The following is an 18,287-nucleotide window of genomic DNA, read 5'->3' on the forward strand; positions in this document are numbered from 1 at the left end:
CGCCGCGACCGGGCACAATGAGGGACGTGGACACGTGGAAGAGAATCGACCGCACGGGCTTCTACCCGCAGGTGGTGAAACAGGCCCTGCGGCGGGCGCTGGGCGGCGAGGCGCCGGTGGCGTCCCTGTGCCAGGTGGACGCCGCTTTCGACCGCGGCTCCGTGTTCCGCCACCTCACTGTCGCGACGCTGACCCGTGACTGCGTTGTCCAGCTCCACGTCGATGAGCTGGAGGACGGCGGCGCCTCCGTGGCGACCTCCATCCACCGAAGCGCGGACATCGCCGGGTACTCGACGATGGAGATCCTGGACGACCCGCAAAGAGCGCGGGGACTGTCGGAGATCACCGTCGCGGTCAACCTCCGGGGCACCAGGCGCATCGAGTTGGAACCCGCGCACTGCGACGACCCCGATTGCGCGGCCGACCACGGCTACACGGCGCAGTCCTTCCCCGACGACCTATCGATCCGGGTGTCGGCGGCCGCCGACGGCGAGGACGCGCTGGCCGAGGCGGAGGAGTTCGTCGAGGCCCTGGCCGCTCTCATGGGGGTCCGCGGTGGCTGATGCCCTCCCGACCCTCGACGGCGCCGACCTGCCCGGACCCGGCGACCCCCGGATCACCGACATCGTCGGGGCCGGCCTGGCCAGCCTCGACGCCGGGCTGCCCGGGGCCGACGAGGCGGCCCGCGCGGCGCTCGGCATCGACGCGGGCGCCCGCCAGTTGCTGCTCGTCCTGGCCGACGGACTGGGAACGGCGCTCCTGGAGGACCATTTCGGGCACGCTCCCACGCTGCGGGCGTTCCGCTCATCGATCCGCTCCCTGCACACGGTCGTGCCGTCGACCACGGCCGCGGCCATCACCGCGTTCGGAACGGGCGCCCAGCCCGGAGCCACCCGCATGGTGGGCTTCTGCGTTGCCCACGGCGACGGCACCATGAACCTCCTCGCCTTCGAGGGCGGCCCGCCCGCCGAGCAGTGGCAGAGCGTGCCCACCCACTTCCAGCGCCTCGCCGGGGCCGGAGTGGACAGCGCCGTCATCTCGCCCGCCTCCTTCGCGGGCTCGGGACTGACGCGCGCGGCGCTGCGCGGGGCGAGGCACGTGGCCGCCAACACCTTGGAGCAGCGGTGCGAGGCGGCGCTGCGCGAACTGCGCGCGGGAACGCCCGTCGTCTACCTCTACTGGGCGGACATCGATCATTGGGGCCACTCCCGCGGCGTCGGCTCCCACGAGTGGACGGGCGCGCTGGAGTCCTTCGACGCCGGACTGGCGGGCCTGCTGCGCCGACTGCCGGGCGGCGTGCGCGCGCTGCTCACCGCCGACCACGGCATGGTGAACATCGACCCCTCCTCGCTGCGGGACCTGGCCGACTCGCCGGCCCTCGCCCAGGACGTGCGGCTCATCGCGGGTGAGACCCGCGCGGTCCACGTCCACGCCGAGCCCGGGCGGGCCCGGAGCGTCGAGGAGCGGTGGCGCGGGGAACTGGGGGAGGGGGCGTGGATCCTCAACAGGGACCAGATGGGCGCCCTCATCGGCCAGGGCCCGGGCGCGGACGCGGTCGGGGACCTGCTGGTGCTGGCGAGGGGGCGCGGCGGCGTCGTCGACTCCCGTGTCCAGAGCGCGGCGATGCTCGCGATGCCCGGCGTCCACGGCTCACTCAGCGCCGAAGAGATGCGCATCCCCTTGGTGCGCCTCGCCTAGGCGTACGTGGAACCGAATCGTCCAGTGCTGCCCGCGCGGGCTCAGGGGCGGGTGCCGAACAGGATCTCGTCCCAGCTGGGCATGGGCCGGCGCCCCCTGCGCGTCCGCTTCGCGCCAGCGGCCGTGGGGCGCGCGGATTCGGGGGCAGCCGACTCGCGACCGCCCGCGACCGAGCGCGTCTTCGTGGTCGCGTCCTCGTCCGGCTTCGCCTCCGCGTCCGGCAGGGGAGGCGCGCCCTCGCGCGCCGGGGAGGCCCCCGGCTCCCCGCCCCTTGGGGCGGACGGTGCGCTGCGGGCGACCGATGCCCTTGGGGAGCCGCTGCCCGACGGCACAACACCCTGACCGGACGCGGAGGGCACCTCGCCCGCGTCCGGCGTGGTCTTCCCCGGTTCTGCGCCCTCCCCGTCGTCGGAATCCTCCGCCGGGGCCTCGCGGTGCCCGATCACCGGGATCTCGCCGCTAACCTGTGGGACGGCCGAGGGGATCCCCGTCCCCTCGAGCACTGGAACGGGGGGCGCAGGCGGAGCGCTCCTCGTGCGCGCGTGCGCCAGGGAGTAGATCTGCGCGGAGATGGGCCCGGTGATCGCCGGGGGCTCCCGGTGCTCCTCGTCGCTGATAGCCGCCAAGTACTCCGCTTCCTCATCGACTTCGTCGTCGTCGAAGTCGATTTCGATCTGCTGGCGCTTGCCCCGGGCGGCGTTGAGCTGGTCGACCAGGGCCTCGCGCTTGCGGATCTCCTCCTCGTTGGCGTCGACCGCACAAGCCCGGGTCATCGAGGCGAAGATCGATGTCGCCGCGGGAGCGGGCGCGACGGTCTCCGTGAGCCACTGCGCCTCCTGGTCCACGGCCTCGACCTCCCCCGAGGGGAGCAGCCGCCAATGAGCGCCGTGCTCGGCCGCGCCCTGCACGAACGTGAGGATGACCTGCCAGGGCTCGTGGGCCTTGCGCTGGGCGCTCCACCGCAGCGAATCGGGATCGACGCCGCGCGCCGCCAACCGGTCCACGACCAGGTCGCCCATCGCCGGGCCCTCCGCCTCGTCGCCGATGCGGACGCCGAGCGCCCGGGAGAGCGCGTACTCCTTCTCCGCCTGCACGGGCGCCTCGAAACGGGCCACCGTCGCCACTTCCATGCCGTGGCGGGAAGCGATCTCCTGGACCGTCGCCCCCGAGCGCAAGAGCGCCTGGATCTCGCGGGGGGCCAGCGACGGGCGGGCGGTGGCCACCTCCATCCTCGGGCGGTCCCGCCGGGTGGCGCCCCGCAGCTCGTCGGTGATCAAGACGCTGTAGCGCTGGCCGTCCGCGTCGGTGAACACCAGGGACCCGCCGTCGCCGCTCGTACCAAGCAGCTCGAGCTCGATCATTGATACCTCCTGGATGTGTTAGTCGAATCGTCTCAAATACGGAAGCAAAATGCCCGCGTTGTGACGCGTGTCTGTGATTCAATGGCGCAGTCCTCACCGAAGTGCTATCCTCCCTGCGATCGCACCATCGGCATGGGAGCCCGGTGGGGGAAGGGGAACGCAATGGCAACCGACTACGACGCGCCTCGTAAGAACGAAGACGACGTCTCCGAGGATTCGATCGAGGAACTCAAGTCCCGGCGCAACGACGCCGGGAGCGCGGAGATCGAGGAGGACGAGACCGAGGCCGCCGAGAACTTCGAGCTCCCGGGCGCGGACCTGTCCAAAGAGGAGCTCACCGTCCACGTCGTCCCCCGCCAGGACGACGAGTTCACCTGCTCCCAGTGCTTCCTGGTGCACCACTCCTCGCAGTTGGCGTACACGGACGCCGCCGGGCAGCCGGTGTGCACTGAGTGCGCGGGCTGAGGAGCGCCATGTTCGGACGGAAGAAGCGCCACGCCGACCAGGAGGAGGCCCCCCAGGCCCCCGCCCTGCCCACCCTGGAGGACGACGACCCGATCTGGGAGGAGCCCGGCCCCCGCAACGCGGGGGAGGTGGACACCTCCGACGGGTACGTCGACATGGGCTCCATCCTCTTCCCCGCGGTCCCGGGGATGCAGCTGCGCACCCAGGTAGCCGACGACGGCTCCACAGTCCTGCAGATCCTGGTGGTGCTGGGCAACTCCGGCGTTCAGATGAGCGTCGCCGCGGCGCCCCGCTCGGGGGGCGTGTGGGACGAGGTCCGCGAGGAGATCCGCTCTGGCTTCGCCTCCCAGGGGGCCACCGTCACAGACGTCGAGTCGCGCTACGGCGACGAGCTGCTGGTCGATATGCCCATGCGGATGCCCGACGGGCGCTCGGGGACCTCCCGGATGCGGATCATCGGCCGCGAGGGGGACCGCTGGTTCGCGCGCATCGACGTACTGGGCCCGGCGGCGGCTTCGCCCGAGGCGGGCGAGGGCATCGAGAAGGTCATCGACCGGATCGTCGTGCGCCGCGACAAGCACCCCCGCACGCGCCTGGAGCTACTGCCCCTGCACGTGCCCGATGGAGCTGCCGAGGTCAAACGTGCGTGAACGGAACCGACGCGGACCCGTGCAGCGGTTGCGCGCACTGCTCGACACCGACCAGCGCCAGATCGACGAGGCCGACGACGAGGCCCGGTCACGGCTGGCGAGGGGCGTCGAACCCATCGCCAGCGTTACCGACCGCGAGCGCGCGCACCTGTTCGGCACGGTGCTGTCCATGACCTACCCACCGGCCTCGGGCCCCCAGATCCTTGTGGCCCGGCTCTACGACGGCACCGCCTCCATCGAGCTCAGGTGGCCCGGCCGCTCCGGGATACCGGGCCTGCACGTGGGCGCGCACATCGAGGCCGAAGGGACTGTGAGCAAGCAGGGCGACGCCGCTGTCATCATCAACCCCCTGTACCGCGTCATCGCAATGGAGGCGTGATGGGGGAGCACCCCGCGCCAGAGTCGGCGCGTGCGCCGGCTTCCGGGTCAGCGGCCGGGCCGGGGCCAGCGACTGCGCGCGCGGCCGCGCCCGCGTGGCTCCAGCAGGCCACCGGCGATTCCTTCTCATGGTCGCAGGCCCTCGGCGGCCCCCGCGGCGTCGTCGAGTCCGTGGCGCCGGGGCTGGTCTTCGTCGTCGTCTACGCCCTCACCCGCTCCCTCGTGTGGACCCTGGCCGCGGCGCTCGGCGTGGCGCTGGTGGCCTGCGCCGCCCGCCTGCTGGCCAGACAGCCCCTCACCCAGGCCGCCTCGGGCGTCCTGGGCGTCGGCATCGGCGTCCTCGTCGCGTCACTGTCGGGCAGGGCGGAGGACTACTTCGTGTGGGGGATCGCCACGAACGCCGTCAGCGCCCTGGCCCTGGCCGTGTCCCTCATCGTGAGGCGGCCGCTGGTGGGCCTGGCGGTCGGCTTCCTCTACGGCATCGGAGGGCAGTGGCGCGAGCCCGGGATGCGTCCGCTCGCGCGGCGCTGCGCTGCGCTGACGTGGCTGTGGTTCGGCGTGTTCGCACTGCGCGTGGCCGCGCAGACGCCGCTGTGGGCCCTGGGACTGGTGGCGCCCCTTGGCATTGTGAAAATCGCCCTCGGCCTGCCGCTGTTCGCGGTGGCCGGGTGGGCGACCTGGGCGGGCCTGCGCCCCCACGCCGCGTCGCTGCGCGCCAGCGGGGGCCGACCGGGGCAGTAAGCGGCCCACGCCCCCACGCCACGCCGCGTCGCTGCGCGCCAGCGGTCGGCCAGCCGGGTGCAGGTCCTCCGCCCCGGGGGCGCTCAGTCCTGGGCCGGTTGCGCGGGCTCGGGGTTCACCATGCGCCGCAGCTCCGCAACGGCGTCCGAGTCGGTGTCGGGTACCAGGACGAGCAGCTCGTCGCCCGCCTCGAACACGTCATCGGAGGACGGTGTCAGTGGGCGCCCGTCGCGCAGCAGGGCGGCGAGCACAGTGTTCGCGGGAAGGAGGACCGAGGTCACCCGGCGCGCCACCACAGGGGAGTCCTGGGGGAGGATGATGGCGTGCATCGACACCTCGGCGGTGTTGAAGGAGAAGAGCCGCACGGGGATGCCCACGGACACGGCCTCCTCCACCAGCGACGTCATGATCCGCGGAGTGGACACCGACACGTCCACGCCCCACGACTGGTCGAAGAGCCACTCGTTCTTCGGGTTGTTGAGGCGGGCCACCACCCGGGGGACCGCGAACTCCGTTTTCGCCAGCAGGGAGATCACCAGGTTGGCTTTGTCGTCGCCGGTGGCCGCCACCATGACGTCCGCGTCCAGGATCCCCGCGTCGCGCAGTGCGTCGGGCGAGCACGCGTCGGCCAGCACCCAGTCCGCGTCGGCCACCGACGCGATCCGCAGTTTCTCCGGCTGGTGGTCGATGAGAGTGATCTCATGGCCGTGCTCCAGCAATTCCAGGGCGACTGACCGGCCAACCGATCCCGCGCCCGCGATGACGATCTTCATGGGCTCAGTCCTCCAAACGGGGCGGGTTCGACATGAGGTCGCGCAGGCGCGTCGTGTCCGTGCCCGCGATCGCGAAGTACAGCTGGTCGTGCTCCTGGACGACGAGGTCGCTGCTGGCGGGCTGCACCGCTCCCAACCGCGACGTGAAAGCGATGCGGCAGCCCGTGAGCTCCTCGACTGTGGGGAACGCGACACCGTACCACGCTGGCGTGGGCGTTGCGTTGACGAGCGCCACCGACCCCGTCGGGTGCGACCACGTGAGGGAGGCGTCGGGGGGCAGCACTCTGCGCAGGACCGACTCGGTGGTGCGCTGCACCGACGCGACCGTGGGGATGCCGAGCCGCTCGTAGAGGTAGGCGCGCGTGGGGTCGTAGATGCGCGCGACGACGTGCTCGACGTCGAAGACCTCGCGGGCGATGCGGGCGGCGATGATATTCGAGTTGTCGCCGCTGGAGACGGCGGCGAAGGCGTAGGCGCCCTTGATGCCCGCCTGGCGCATCGCGGCGCGGTCCATGCCCACGCCCGTCACGCGGCGGCCGGAGAAATCGGAGGGCAGGCGGTTGAACGCCTTGGAGTCCACATCGATGACGGACACGGAGTGCCCCATCGAGTCCAGGGTGGTCGCCAGGCGCGCTCCCACGCGCCCGCAACCCATAATCACAAAATGCACGCCTCCAAACCTACCCCCGCATCGCGCGCTGTCCAAGCGCACGGGGAAAACGCGCGACCGGCGACCGTGTGTCCGCCTCCCGCGACGCGCCGTCCATACGCACCGGGAGGGCGCCCGCCTCGTCGTCGGCGCGGCGAGGGAGTACGCTTGCCACCGTGTTGCACAACCTGTTGAGCCGCGCCAAACGCGTCCTCATCGGACGCCCGATGCGAACCGACGCGATGGGCCACCAGCTGCTGCCCAAGCGCATCGCCCTGCCGGTCTTCGCCTCCGACGCGCTCAGTTCGGTCGCCTACGCGCCCGACGAGATCCTGCTTACCCTCGCCCTGTCCGGTTCCCTGGCGGCCCTCCAGTCCATCTGGGTCGGGGTCGTGGTCGCCCTGGTGCTCGCCGTGGTCGTCCTGTCGTACCGGCAGACCGTCCACGCCTACCCCTCGGGCGGCGGCGACTACGAGGTCGTCACCACCAACCTGGGGCGCACATGGGGCCTCGTGGTCGCCTCCGCGCTGCTGGTCGACTACATCCTCACAGTCGCGGTCTCCATCTCCTCGGGAGCCGCGTACATCACCACGGCGATCCCCGCCCTCGACGGGCACCAGGTCACCGTCGCCGTCGTCCTCGTGGTGGTCCTGGCCACACTCAACCTGCGCGGCACGAAGGAAGCGGGCGGCGCCTTCGCGGTCCCCACCTACCTGTACATGGCCGCCATCGGCCTCATGGTGGCCGTCGGATTCACCCAGTGGGCCACCGGCCACCTCGGGCAGGCCCCCACGGCCGGCTACGAGCTCGTCACCGCCCCCGGGCACGTGGACGGGATCGTGGGGCTGGGCGGGGTGTTCCTGCTCATGCGCGCCTTCTCGTCGGGGTGCGCCGCGCTGACGGGCGTCGAGGCGATCTCCAACGGCGTCCCCGTCTTCCGGCGCCCCAAGTCGAAGAACGCGGCCACCACACTGGCCATGCTGGGCTCCATCGCCGCCGCCATGATGCTCTCCATCCTGCTGCTCGCGCGCGCCACCGGAGTGAAGATCGTCGACGACCCCGCCCTCCAGCTCTCCCAGGGCGGAGCCCCCGTGCCCGAGGACACGCCCGTCGCCCCCGCCATCTCCCAGATCGCCTCCGCTGTCTTCGGCCCCGGTTCCGCCCTGTTCCTGCTGGTCACAGTAGTCACCGGGTTCATCCTGGTCCTGGCGGCCAACACGGCTTTCAACGGCTTCCCGACCCTGGCCTCCGTGCTCTCGCGCGACTCCTTCCTGCCCCACCAGATGGTGCGCAGGGGCGACCGCCTGTCCTACTCGAACGGGATCGCCCTGCTGTCGGTCGCCGCCTGTGTGCTGATCATCGGTTTCGAAGCGCAGACCACGCGCCTCATCCAGCTCTACGTGGTCGGCGTCTTCATCTCCTTCACCCTGTCGCAGCTGGGGATGATCCGCCACTGGAACGCCCAGCTCCGCACGCGCCAGAGCGGGTCGGAGCGCGGGAAGGTCCTGCGCTCTCGGGCCGTCAACGTCGTCGGCTTCATGATGACCGGCCTGGTGCTGGCGATCGTGCTGGTCACCAAGTTCGCGCACGGCGCGTGGATCACCCTGCTCATGATCGCCGCCGTCCTGGCCTTCCAGCTCACCATCAACCACCACTACACGACAGTGCGGCGCCAGCTGCGCGTCGATGACTGGGGCGCCAAGCGGACCCTGCCCACCCGGGTGCGGGCCATCGTCCTCATCTCCTCCCTGTCCAGGCCCGCGATGCGCGCCGTCGCCGCCGCCCGCGCCTCGAACCCCACCTCGCTGGAGCTCGTCTCCGTCGTCGAGGGCGAGGAAGAGGGGGAGAGGATACGGTGCCAATGGCACGAGTCCGAGCTGCCCGTTCCGCTGACCCTGCTGTCCGCGCCCTACCGGGACATCCACGCGGTGATCCTCCAGTACGTGCGCTCCAGGCGCCAGGCCAACCCCTCTGAGATGCTCGTCGTCTACATGCCGCAGTTCCTGGTGAGCCACCTATGGGAGAACTTCGTCCACAACCAGAGCGCCCTGCGCCTACGGCGCTCCCTGCTGAACGTGCCCGGCGTCGTCATCACCATGGTCCCGTGGAAACTTGGGGAGGACGAGGCAGTCGAGGGGCCCCGCGCCATCAACGACCCCTTCCACCGGGACTGACGCCGGGGGCGGGCCGCGCCGGGAGTGCGCGGGCGGTAGCATGGGACGCGCCCATCACCGGAACGAGAAGGACCGATCATGCCCATGCGAGCCCGCCGTCGTCCCTCCCCCCAGCGCCGAGCAAGGGCCAGGGCCGCCCGCGAGGGCGTGGGCGAGGTCCTGGAACTGCGGATCGGGGAACCCGCCCACGGCGGGGCCTGCGTGGCCCGCGACACCTCCGGGCGCGTCGTGTTCGTGCGCCACACCCTGCCCGGCGAGCGCGTCCGCGCCCGCGTGACCAGCGTCCGCAACACCCTGGCCTGGGCCGACGCCATCGAGATCGTCGAGGCCAGCGACGACCGCGTCAGCGCCGTGTGGCCCCAGGCCGGCCCGTCGGGCGTGGGCGGCGGCGAGCTCTCCCACGTGGCGCCCCCCGCCCAGCGCCGGTGGAAGGAGCACGTCATCGCCGGGCAGATCCGCCGGGTCGGAGGCGAGGCGCTCGCCGAGGCGGTCGCCGCCATCGGGGGCGTCCGCGTCGCCCCCGCCCCCGGCGACGGGGAACCCGGCGACCAGCTCGCCCACAGGCGCAACCGCATCGAACTCGTCATCGGCGCCGACGGCGCCCCCGGCATGCACGTCTACCGTGGCAAACGCCTCATCCCCCTCGACTCCATGCCCCTGGCCGCGCCCGCCATCGCCGGCCTGGGGCTCTTCGACAACGACTCGCCGTGGAGGCGGGTGTGGGCTCCGGGGGAGCGCGTCCGCGCCCTGTCGCCCACCCCCGGCTCCGCCTACGTGGTGTGCGCCTCCGGGGTCTACGACGCCGATGCCCGCAGGACCGGCTCCGGAACCCTGGCGTGGCCCGTGGAGATCCGCGGCGAGGAATACGTCTACAGGGTGCGCCCCAGCGGGTTCTGGCAGACCCACGTGCGCGGCGCCCAAGTGCTGGCCGAAGAGGTCCTGGGCGCGGCGCGAGCGGGAACCGGCGGCGCGGTCCTCGAACTCTACTCGGGGGCGGGCCTGTTCACCGTGCCCCTGGCCCGCGCGGTCGGGGAGGGCGGGCGGCTGGCGAGCCTGGAGGGCGACGAGGGCGCAGTGGCCGACGCCGCCGACAACCTGGCGCCCTTCCCGTGGGCGCAGACCTTCATCGGGGGGATCGACGCCGAAGGGGTCGCGGAACTGGCGGGGGGACTGGGCTGCCCGCCCGACGTGGTCGTCGCCGACCCGCCGCGCGCAGGAGCGGGCCGGTGGGTGTGCGAGGCCATGGCGGCACTGGGAGCACCCCGCCTCGTCCTGGTCTCCTGCGACCCCGCCGCCGGAGCCCGTGACCTGCGCGCGCTCACAGGCGCGGGCTACCGGGTGGAGTCACTGCGGGCGTGGGACCTGTTCCCCCACACCCACCACGTCGAAATGGTGGCGGCCCTCACCCGCGCTTAGGGCGGCGGCGCGGGTGGCGCTCCTGGAAGCGCGAGCCCCACGACGACTGCTCTCGCGCCTCGATGGCGCGCCTCTGATCCCTGTACATCCGGTCCACCAGGTCGCGCTCCGACACCCACCCGACGACCCGGCGGTCGCGGTCCACGACGGGCATGGCCTGCAAACCCGAGGCGCGCAGGGCGTCGAGCACCCGCGACGGCGGCGCCAGGGCGTCCACCGACACGTCCACCAGGTCCAGGTCCCCCAGGGCGACGGGGGAGCGGCCGTCCGACTGGTGGCGCTCGGCGAGCCCCAACGATGTCACGAGCCCCACGAACGCGCCGCCGCGGACCACGGGCAGCACCGACTCGCGCGTGCGCCGCAGTGCGGCCACCGCCTCGTCGACGCCCGCCGAGGCGTGCAGCAGCTCCGGAACGGGGGCCATCCACGCCGCCACCGGCTTCGTGCCGAGCAAAGTGCCCTCGACCGGATCGTCCAGCACATCGCCCCTGCGGCGCAGCTTCTCCGTGTAGATCGTCGACCGGGTCAGGAACCGGGAGGCGCCCGTGGCGATCACCACCGCCAGCATCATCGGCAGGATCAGAGAGAACTGCCCCGTCATCTCCACGATGATGAGCACCGCCGTCATAGGGGCCCGCGCCGCCCCCGCGAAGGCAGCGCCCATGCCGATGACCGCGAACACTCCCGCGCCAGAGGACGCCAACGGGGCGACCACCTGCCCGAAAGCCGCGCCCGCCATCGCACCGATGAACAGCGTGGGCGCGAAAACCCCGCCCGATCCGCCCATCCCGATCGTGAACGACGTGAAAACGGCGCGCCCCACCATCAGGGCGAGCAGGAACGCGACCGGGTACTCCCCGCCGATCGCGCGCTCCTCCAGCGGATAGCCCGAACCGAACATGTACGGGAAAGCAACCAGCCCCCCGCCCAGCACCAGGCCGAGCACACCCGGGCGCGACCACTGCGGCAGCCGCGTGAACGCCCAGAACGCGTCGATGACGTCCTCCAGCCAGTACAGCAGTTTCGAGAAGCCCAGGCCCGCCAGCCCCGCGCCCAGGCCCACCAGCGCCACCCACCCGATATCGCCCAGCGACGTGAAGGACAACGCCTGCCCGACCGAGACCACCACCTCGTCCCCCTGGAGCGCGCGGGCCACCACCGACGAGGCGACGGCCGCGATCACCACGAAACCGAATGCCTCCGCCGTGAACTGGGTGAGGATGACCTCGAGCGCGAACACCGCTCCGGCCAAGGGCGCGTGGAAGGTGGCGGCGATCCCCGCCCCCGAACCGCACGCCGCCAACAGCACCACGCGCGCCGTCGGCATCCGCAGCGTAGAGGCGATCGACGAGCCGAGCGCCGCGCCGACCTGGACGATCGGCCCCTCGCGCCCCGCCGAGCCGCCCGACCCGATGGTGAGCGCCGAGGCCACCAGCTTCACGACGGCGACCCGCCCGGGGATCGCTCCGCCCTTGCGGCGCACGGCGAGCATCACCTCCGGGATCCCGTGGCCTTTGGCCGAAGGCGCGAAACGCGCGATCAGGGGGCCGTAGACCAAGCCCGCCACTGCGGGCGACAGCAGGAGGAACGCCCACGGCGCCCACCCCCATGCGCCGTGCGCCGCCCCGATGTGCTCCGTGTACTCCGGGTACCCCGTCGCCAGGCGGCCCGTCAACGCGATCAACGCGTTGAACAGCACCGCGGCCCCACCCACCACGGCCCCCACTCCGGCGGCGACGACGCCCAGCAGGGAGCGGTGCTCGCCCAGTGCCCTCAGTGGACGGGAGGGGGAGCCCCCGCCGTCCCGCCCCCCGCGCGCGGGCAGGGGGCCGCGCCCGAAACCGCTCACAGGTTGGCGATCTCCACGTGGACCGGGGAGGACTGCGCAATGCCCCAGACGGTGCGGTAGAACGCCAGCTCCGTCTGCCACGCGTCCTTGATGTGCGCCGCGAAGCGGAAGCCGTGGCCCTCGCCCTCGTAGATCCTCATGGCCACCGCGTTGCCCCGTCCGCGCAGCGCCTCGTACATGGAGCGCGCCTGCGATGGGGGGACCACCTGGTCGTCGGATCCCTGAAGGATCAGCAGGGGCGCCGTGATCCGGTCGATCCGGTTGATGGGGGAGCGCTCGGCCCACACCGGGTCGGCCGGGTCCGAGGAGCCGAGCAGGCGGGTGGGGTAACTGGACTCGAACTTGTGGGCCACCGCGTCGAGCATCCGCAGATCCGTGATGCCGGAGAACGAGGCGCCCGCCGTGAACACGTCCGACGCGGCCAGCGCCGACAACGCCGTGAAGCCCCCCGCGCTGGCGCCCCTGATCGCCACGCGCCCCGGATCCACCAGGCCGCGCCCGATGAGGTAGCGGGCGCCGTCCACGCAGTCCTGCACGTCCATGACGCCCCAGTTCCCGTTGAGGCGCTCGCGGTAGGCGCGGCCGAAGCCGGTGGATCCCCGGTAGTTGACGTCGAGGACGGCGAAGCCGCGGCTCGTCCAGTACTGGAAGGGGATCGACAGTCCGGGGCGCGCCGACGAGGTCGGGCCCCCGTGGACGTTGACGATCAACGGGGGCAGTTCGCCCTCGGGCGCCGTGTAGTCCGGGTTGACCGGCGGGTAGTAGAAGCCGTGGGCGCGTTCGCCGTCAGCGGATTCCCACGAGATCATTTGTGCGGCGGAGACGAGTTCGGCGGGCGCCTGGGCCTCGGAGGAGGGGCGGATCACCCGGGTCTTCCCGTCCTTGACCTCCACGATGGCGGGCGTGTGGGTGGCCGAGTCCGCCAGGAAGACCACGCGTCCATCGGCGGAGGCGACGTTGCCGATGGGCCACCACCCCGTCGCCCACTCCTCCGCGAGGCCGTTGTCGATGCGGACCGTGCCGATGTGCCACGTCAGGTCCTCGGCCCACGAGCACACCAGGAAGTCGTTGTCGAAGTTGTCGAAGGAGTGCAGGCCCAGGTTCCAGTGCGGGTGGGAGAACGCCCTGCGCCCCGGGTGCAGGGCCCGAGTGCGCAAGCGCCCCGTCCACGCGTCCGGGTCCTCGCCCTCGACCCACGCGAACCCCTGGGTGCGGTACAGGTTCGCCCACCCGGACGAGTCGTCCACGTGGATGAGGTCGCCGTCGCGTGTCCAGCGGGGCTCGTAGACGCACACGCCGGGCGAGTCCACCAGGACGCGCGAGGCGCCCAGGGCGCCCTCGAAACCGATGCTGGCCACGTGCAGGCGCGAACGGGTCCACGGCATCTCGGGATGGTCCCACGTGATCCACGCCAGTTTCGTCCCGTCGGGCGACACGGCCGGGGCCTCGACGAAATCCGTGCCCGAGAAAACGGGGATGATATTGGCGTCGTCGCGGGCCGCCGAGCCGTCCAGGGGGATCGCGACCAGCGAGTTCACGGGCTCGCCCTCGCCCCGGTGGTCCTCGGCGACGGCGTAGACGAGGCCGCGCACGTCCGCGATCCAGAAATCCCCGTAACGGACCTCCGACAGGGTCGTCAGCGGTTGGACCCCCGCGCGCGGGCTGTTCGCGTCGAAGCGGTAGACGCGCCCGTCGGCACCGTCGGAGAAGACGATGACGCCGTCGTGCACCGCGTAAGCCTTGCCCCCGTACTCGTGGACGCGGGTGCGGATGTCGGGCAGGCGGGCGCCGTCGATGAGCGGCAGTACCTCGGTGGTCTCCCCGGACGCCCGGTGGCGCAGCAGCGTCGATCGCCCGTTCTCCTTGGGGTGGCCCTCGACCCAGTAGGTGTCGGGCCCGTCGACGCGGACCTGGGACAGGGTCACGGACCTGGCCGTGAACGAGTCCCCGGTGATCGGCGACTTCCACAACCCGTAGGATGCCTGCGTGGGTGACATCGTTGCCTCCTGAGGAATGAGGGCGGACATACCAACGCACACCATCCTAGTGCCCCCCACAGTTACTTGTGCGCGGGTGTCCGTTAGACTTGGGCTATGCCACGAACTGCCCCCCGTCCCGCGCTGCTGGCATCCATTAACGGGCCCCAGGACCTGCGCGGACTCTCCGAGAGAGAACTCATCGAATTGGCGGCGCAGATCCGCGAGTTCCTCATCGAGAACGTGTCGAGGACCGGCGGGCACCTCGGGCCCAACCTCGGCGTCGTCGAGCTCACGATAGCGATCCACCGGGTGTTCCGCTCACCGATGGACACGATCGTGTTCGACACGGGCCACCAGTGCTACGTCCACAAGCTGCTCACCGGGCGCCACGACTTCACGGGCTTGCGGGCCGAGGGCGGGTTGTCGGGCTACCCCAGCCGCGCCGAGTCGTCCCACGACGTCGTCGAGTCGTCCCACGCCTCGTCGTCCCTGGCGTGGGCGGACGGGATCTCCTGGGAGAAGCACCGTCGCGGCGACCGCTCGTGGACTGTGGCGGTGATCGGCGACGGCGCGCTCACAGGCGGCATGGCGTGGGAGGCCCTCAATTCCATCTCCGCCTCCCCCGACCGCCGGATCATGGTGGTCGTCAACGACAACGGCCGCTCTTACGCGCCCACCATCGGGGGTCTCGCCCGCCACCTCGACGCCCTGCGCACGTCGCAGGGGTACGAGAGGGCACTCGCATGGGGCAAGCAGCAGCTCCTGCGCGGCGGCGGACCGGGGCGCGCCGCCTACGACGCCCTCCACGGCATCAAATCCGGCATCAAGGACGCCCTCATCCCGCAGGCGATGTTCGAGGACTTGGGGCTCAAGTACCTGGGCCCCGTCGACGGGCACTCCGTTTCGGCCGTCGAGGAGGCCCTCGCCCGCGGTGCCTCGTTGGACGCGCCGGTCCTGGTCCACGTCATCACCCAGAAGGGCAGGGGGTACGTCCCGGCCGAGGAGGACATCGCCGACCGTTTCCACGCGGTCGGCCCGATCCACCCCGAGACGGGGCTGCCGGTGGCGCCAGCGCGATTCGGGTGGACCAGTGTGTTCGCTGACGAGATCGTCCGCATCGCCCGGGAGCGCGACGACGTCGTCGGCGTGACGGCGGCCATGATGCGGCCAGTGGGGCTCGGCCCGCTGCACGAGGCGTTCCCCGGGCGCGTCATCGATGTGGGGATCGCTGAGCAGGAGGCTGCCGCCTGCGCGGCGGGGATGGCTTACGAGGGCGCCCACCCCGTCGTCGCCCTGTACGCCACCTTCCTCAACCGCGCTTTCGACCAGGTCCTCATGGACGTAGCACTGCACCGCGCTCCCGTCACCTTCGTGCTCGACCGGGCGGGGGTCACCGGCGCCGACGGCCCCTCCCACAACGGCGTGTGGGACATCGCGATGTGCCAGATGGTCCCCGGGCTGCGGATGGCAGCACCCCGCGACGAGGACACGCTGCGCGAGGAGCTGCGCGAGGCCGTGGGCACCGACGACGCCCCCACGGTGGTGCGCTACCGGAAAGGGCAACTGCCCGCCCCTATGCCCGCCCTGCGACGCAGCGGTCCCGTGGACGTCCTCTTCGACGAGGCGGGGGCCAGCACTGTGCTCATCGTCGCCACCGGCGCCACCGTGCCCGACGCCCTGCGGGCGGCGCGCGCCCTGGCGGACGACGGGGTGGGGGTGCGCGTGGTCGACCCCCGGTGGATCATCCCGGTTCCCGCCGAGCTGTCCGGACTCGCCCAGGGCGCGGATGCCGTCGTGAGCGTCGAGGACGGGGGGCTCAGCGGCGGCTTCGGATGGGCGCTGCGCGATGCGCTGGCGCCCGTGCCCGTGGTCTGCCTGGGGGCGCCCAAAGAGTTCCCGGCCCACGGCGACCGCGACGACTTGATTGCCCGTTTCGGCTACGACGCCGCCGGTATCGAGCGGGCCGTGCGCGTGGCGCTCGGCCGTTTGGCGCCCCAGGCGGCCGGGGTTTAGGGCTCCCGTTCCGCCGGGGCCGCGCTCGTGCAGCGCCGCCAATGGGCGCGTGGGTCCGCCGTTTCCGCTGGTGGATTCGGCGTGCCCCAGGCACGAACACGGACGCGCGTTGTCGACACCGTGAGGGGGTTGTCGACACCGTGAGGGGGATATAACGCGCGTCGGTGCCGATATCCCATGCAGGTCGTCGACAACGCGCGTCCGTGTAATGGCTCCGTGCCGTCAACGGTCGTCGGGGCGGGCGGCGCCATCGGCGCGCCCGCCGCATGGGCCCATGGTCCCAGCCCGACCAGCTTGAAGAAGAGCGCGCTAGAGGCCGAGGGCGGCGCGCACGGGCGCGGCGGTCAGCTCGATCTGCCAGGGCCGGGCCCCGTATTCTGACATCCGTTCCCCGACTTCGTCCGTGCCCGTCCGCGCCCGGCCTAGCGGCGCCCACGCGATGTACCGCTGCACACGTGGGGCGAGCACCACCTCGGGGTCCAGGTCGAGTCCGGACGCGACGCCCGCCACGGCCAAGCGGATCTTCCCGAGGCGGGCCGCCGCCTCCTCGTCCACTCGTTTGAGCGTGCGCGCGTCGGGGAGCTCGCCGGGGGCCGGACGCCGGTGCCGCCTGGGAAGGCGCGCCTCGTCCATGGTCCGCGCCCGCGTCAACGCCCGCATCCACTGGTCGGTGTACTGGCGGGCCACCGGCGAGCGGAACTCCCCGATCGACAGCAGTGCCCGGCGGTTGGCCGGGGGACGGGAGGCCGCGCGGATCAGCGCGGAGTTGCGCACGAGGCGTCCAGGGGAGAGGTCCAGGTCCCGGGCGATGCCCTCGCGCGCAGACCACAGCTCGCGCAGGTAGGCGAGCTGGCGGGGGGTCTTGAGGGCTCCGGCGCCCTTCACGGAGCGCCAGCGCTCCGCGTCGGGTTGCGGGTCTGGGACGGACAGGGCGTGGGCGAAGTCCTGGGCGGCCCACTCCCAGCGGCCCAGGTCGTGCAAACGGGTCGACAGGCGCCGGTAGAGCTCTGTGAGCAGCTCGACATCCAGCGCCGCGTAGCGGAGCCAGTCCTTGGGCAGGGGGCGCACCGACCAGTCGGCGGCCTGGTGGTCCTTGACCAGCGCCAGCCCCAGCACGGACTCGGCCACCGACGCGAGCCCGAAGCGGCGAATGCCCACCAGGCGCGCCGCGATCTCCGTGTCGAACAGCTCCGGGCACCGCAGCCCCACAGCCCGCAGGTTCGGCAGATCCTGGGAGCAGTCGTGCAGCAGCCACGTGGATCCCACCCCCTCGTTCAACGAGGACAGGTCGGGAAGGGCATGGGAGTCGATGAGGAAGGAACCCACGTCCTCACGCCTGATCTGCACCAGGTAGGGGTCGGACCCGTAGCGGAAGCCGAGGGCGCGCTCGACGTCGAGGGCCACCGGCGCGGAGCCCGAGCGCAGGCGCGCGGCGGCGCGCTCGAGGTCCGAGGGCGTGTCCACCACGGCGGGAACGCCTCCACGCGGCTGCGCGATCAGGACGGGGTCCTCCGTGTCGCCCTGGGGAAGGCCGTCACGATTCGCCACCAGCACGTCAGATCCCCTCGAGGAACAGGCTGGGGACCACGCCCGCGGTGCGCCGGATCAGGGCGGCCCACCCCACCATGTGCTCACCGATGAAATTCGTGTTCGGGGACCACGACGCGCGGATCTCGACGAACAGGTTCGACCCCCGCAGCACGAGGCCGCCGAATGCCTCGGACAGCTCGCGCGTGACCGTGCCCGTCAGGTCGTGGTAGCCGGCCCCGGCGTCGTCCAAGCAGTCCTGCGTCCACCCCCACAGGGCCTCGGCGAGCAACGGGTCGGCCCCCATCTCGGGGTCGATCTGGGCCCGCAGTTGGGCGACCAGGCGGAAGGTGCTGTTCCAGCCGACCTGGCCGTCGGGGTCGTGCAGGACGACGAGGCGTCCACTGCCCAGGGGCTGTCCCACGTCGTCCTCGTCAATGGTCCGCATCGCCACGGCCGCCGTGAACGGCGCCAGGCGGCTGGGTGGGGCCACTTCCTCGAGGAGGATGCGCGGAAGGCCCGGGGCCTCGCGCAGGGACAGCAGTGCCTGGACGAACTCGTCAGGCGCCGCGATCTCATTCACGTCAGAAACACTACGCATGCCGATAGGCAAA

General features: G+C 72.0%; 16 protein-coding genes. 9 read left to right on the forward strand and 7 right to left on the reverse strand.

From position 1 onward, the window contains the following. Positions 1–26 precede the first annotated feature (26 nt). Together G447_RS0108065 and G447_RS0108070 are read left to right on the forward strand one after the other, a co-directional pair. Positions 27–563, forward strand: coding sequence for a DUF5998 family protein (locus tag G447_RS0108065; RefSeq protein ID WP_005867827.1), 537 nt, complete (start codon positions 27–29; stop codon positions 561–563). Continuing rightward, positions 556–1,698 carry an alkaline phosphatase family protein gene (locus G447_RS0108070; protein ID WP_026430681.1) on the forward strand — a complete coding sequence of 381 codons (1,143 nt, stop codon included), beginning with the start codon at positions 556–558 and terminating at the stop codon, positions 1,696–1,698. Before G447_RS0108065 ends, G447_RS0108070 begins: the two co-directional genes overlap by 8 nt. A 41-nt stretch (positions 1,699–1,739) precedes the next feature. Here G447_RS0108070 and sepH read toward each other — a convergent pair whose 3' ends face one another. Continuing rightward, positions 1,740–3,059 (reverse strand): septation protein SepH, encoded by a 1,320-nt coding sequence (gene sepH / locus G447_RS0108075; RefSeq protein ID WP_026430682.1) that lies wholly within the window; start codon positions 3,057–3,059, stop codon positions 1,740–1,742. A gap of 162 nt (positions 3,060–3,221) precedes the next feature. Between sepH and G447_RS0108080 the strand changes: the two genes are divergently transcribed. The 4 genes from G447_RS0108080 to G447_RS11355 are packed head-to-tail and all read left to right on the forward strand — an operon-like array spanning position 3,222 to position 5,293. After that, the gene (locus G447_RS0108080) at positions 3,222–3,524 is read left to right on the forward strand and encodes a DUF4193 domain-containing protein (protein WP_005867830.1); all 303 of its coding nucleotides are present in this window, start codon (positions 3,222–3,224) and stop codon (positions 3,522–3,524) included. 8 nt (positions 3,525–3,532) lie between these two features. Further along, the gene (locus G447_RS0108085; protein WP_026430683.1) at positions 3,533–4,174 is read left to right on the forward strand and encodes a DUF3710 domain-containing protein; all 642 of its coding nucleotides are present in this window, start codon (positions 3,533–3,535) and stop codon (positions 4,172–4,174) included. A gap of 19 nt (positions 4,175–4,193) precedes the next feature. Next, entirely contained in the window at positions 4,194–4,553 is a 360-nt protein-coding gene (locus G447_RS0108090; protein ID WP_005867834.1) for an OB-fold nucleic acid binding domain-containing protein, read from the forward strand. Beyond that, positions 4,553–5,293, forward strand: coding sequence for a DUF3159 domain-containing protein (locus tag G447_RS11355; RefSeq protein WP_081697888.1), 741 nt, complete (start codon positions 4,553–4,555; stop codon positions 5,291–5,293). The genes G447_RS0108090 and G447_RS11355 overlap by 1 nt, the downstream gene beginning before the upstream one ends. 83 nt (positions 5,294–5,376) lie before the next feature. On the opposite strand, the gene G447_RS0108100 is transcribed toward G447_RS11355, so the two are convergent. Together G447_RS0108100 and G447_RS0108105 are read right to left on the reverse strand one after the other, a co-directional pair. Further along, a complete protein-coding gene (locus tag G447_RS0108100) occupies positions 5,377–6,066 on the reverse strand; it encodes a potassium channel family protein (RefSeq protein WP_026430684.1) in 690 nt (229 codons plus the stop codon). 4 nt (positions 6,067–6,070) lie between these two features. Continuing rightward, a complete protein-coding gene (locus G447_RS0108105) occupies positions 6,071–6,721 on the reverse strand; it encodes a potassium channel family protein (protein WP_034476792.1) in 651 nt (216 codons plus the stop codon). Between the two features lie 173 nt (positions 6,722–6,894). Between G447_RS0108105 and G447_RS0108110 the strand changes: the two genes are divergently transcribed. Both G447_RS0108110 and G447_RS0108115 read left to right on the forward strand, forming a co-directional pair. Then, on the forward strand, positions 6,895–8,889 hold the full coding sequence (locus tag G447_RS0108110; protein WP_243441527.1) for an APC family permease: 1,995 nt from the start codon (positions 6,895–6,897) through the stop codon (positions 8,887–8,889). A 78-nt stretch (positions 8,890–8,967) separates the two neighbouring features. Then, entirely contained in the window at positions 8,968–10,305 is a 1,338-nt protein-coding gene (locus tag G447_RS0108115) for a class I SAM-dependent RNA methyltransferase (RefSeq protein WP_207382545.1), read from the forward strand. Here the strand turns inward: G447_RS0108115 and G447_RS0108120 are convergent. Together G447_RS0108120 and G447_RS0108125 are read right to left on the reverse strand one after the other, a co-directional pair. Beyond that, positions 10,292–12,154, reverse strand: coding sequence for a chloride channel protein (locus G447_RS0108120; protein WP_081697889.1), 1,863 nt, complete (start codon positions 12,152–12,154; stop codon positions 10,292–10,294). The two genes, G447_RS0108115 and G447_RS0108120, sit on opposite strands and share 14 nt — an antisense overlap. Next, positions 12,151–14,151: a S9 family peptidase gene (locus G447_RS0108125; RefSeq protein ID WP_026430688.1), complete on the reverse strand. Its 2,001-nt coding sequence runs from the start codon at positions 14,149–14,151 to the stop codon at positions 12,151–12,153. Before G447_RS0108125 ends, G447_RS0108120 begins: the two co-directional genes overlap by 4 nt. A gap of 96 nt (positions 14,152–14,247) precedes the next feature. On the opposite strand from G447_RS0108125, the gene dxs reads away from it, so the two are divergent. After that, a complete protein-coding gene (dxs, locus tag G447_RS0108130; protein WP_026430689.1) occupies positions 14,248–16,146 on the forward strand; it encodes a 1-deoxy-D-xylulose-5-phosphate synthase in 1,899 nt (632 codons plus the stop codon). Between the two features lie 309 nt (positions 16,147–16,455). Here dxs and G447_RS0108135 read toward each other — a convergent pair whose 3' ends face one another. Next, positions 16,456–17,700: an HRDC domain-containing protein gene (locus tag G447_RS0108135; RefSeq protein ID WP_026430690.1), complete on the reverse strand. Its 1,245-nt coding sequence runs from the start codon at positions 17,698–17,700 to the stop codon at positions 16,456–16,458. Between the two features lies 1 nt (position 17,701). After that, positions 17,702–18,274, reverse strand: a complete 573-nt coding sequence (locus tag G447_RS0108140; RefSeq protein WP_051226290.1) for a DUF3000 family protein — start codon at positions 18,272–18,274, stop codon at positions 17,702–17,704. Positions 18,275–18,287 lie beyond the last annotated feature (13 nt).

Origin of the sequence: Schaalia georgiae DSM 6843 (genome assembly GCF_000429245.1) — a bacterium.
Classification (GTDB): domain Bacteria; phylum Actinomycetota; class Actinomycetes; order Actinomycetales; family Actinomycetaceae; genus Pauljensenia; species Pauljensenia georgiae.

What these genes read in the sequence shown, in the direction of transcription:
- sepH (WP_026430682.1), bottom strand. Translation starts at nt 3,059, where the DNA reads ATGATCGAGCTCGAGCTGCTTGGTACGAGCGGCGACGGCGGGTCCCTG.
- G447_RS0108080 (WP_005867830.1), top strand. Translation starts at nt 3,222, where the DNA reads ATGGCAACCGACTACGACGCGCCTCGTAAGAACGAAGACGACGTCTCC.
- G447_RS0108085 (WP_026430683.1), top strand. Translation starts at nt 3,533, where the DNA reads ATGTTCGGACGGAAGAAGCGCCACGCCGACCAGGAGGAGGCCCCCCAG.
- G447_RS11355 (WP_081697888.1), top strand. Translation starts at nt 4,553, where the DNA reads ATGGGGGAGCACCCCGCGCCAGAGTCGGCGCGTGCGCCGGCTTCCGGG.
- G447_RS0108100 (WP_026430684.1), bottom strand. Translation starts at nt 6,066, where the DNA reads ATGAAGATCGTCATCGCGGGCGCGGGATCGGTTGGCCGGTCAGTCGCC.
- G447_RS0108105 (WP_034476792.1), bottom strand. Translation starts at nt 6,721, where the DNA reads ATGGGTTGCGGGCGCGTGGGAGCGCGCCTGGCGACCACCCTGGACTCG.
- G447_RS0108115 (WP_207382545.1), top strand. Translation starts at nt 8,968, where the DNA reads ATGCCCATGCGAGCCCGCCGTCGTCCCTCCCCCCAGCGCCGAGCAAGG.
- G447_RS0108125 (WP_026430688.1), bottom strand. Translation starts at nt 14,151, where the DNA reads ATGTCACCCACGCAGGCATCCTACGGGTTGTGGAAGTCGCCGATCACC.
- dxs (WP_026430689.1), top strand. Translation starts at nt 14,248, where the DNA reads ATGCCACGAACTGCCCCCCGTCCCGCGCTGCTGGCATCCATTAACGGG.
- G447_RS0108140 (WP_051226290.1), bottom strand. Translation starts at nt 18,274, where the DNA reads ATGCGTAGTGTTTCTGACGTGAATGAGATCGCGGCGCCTGACGAGTTC.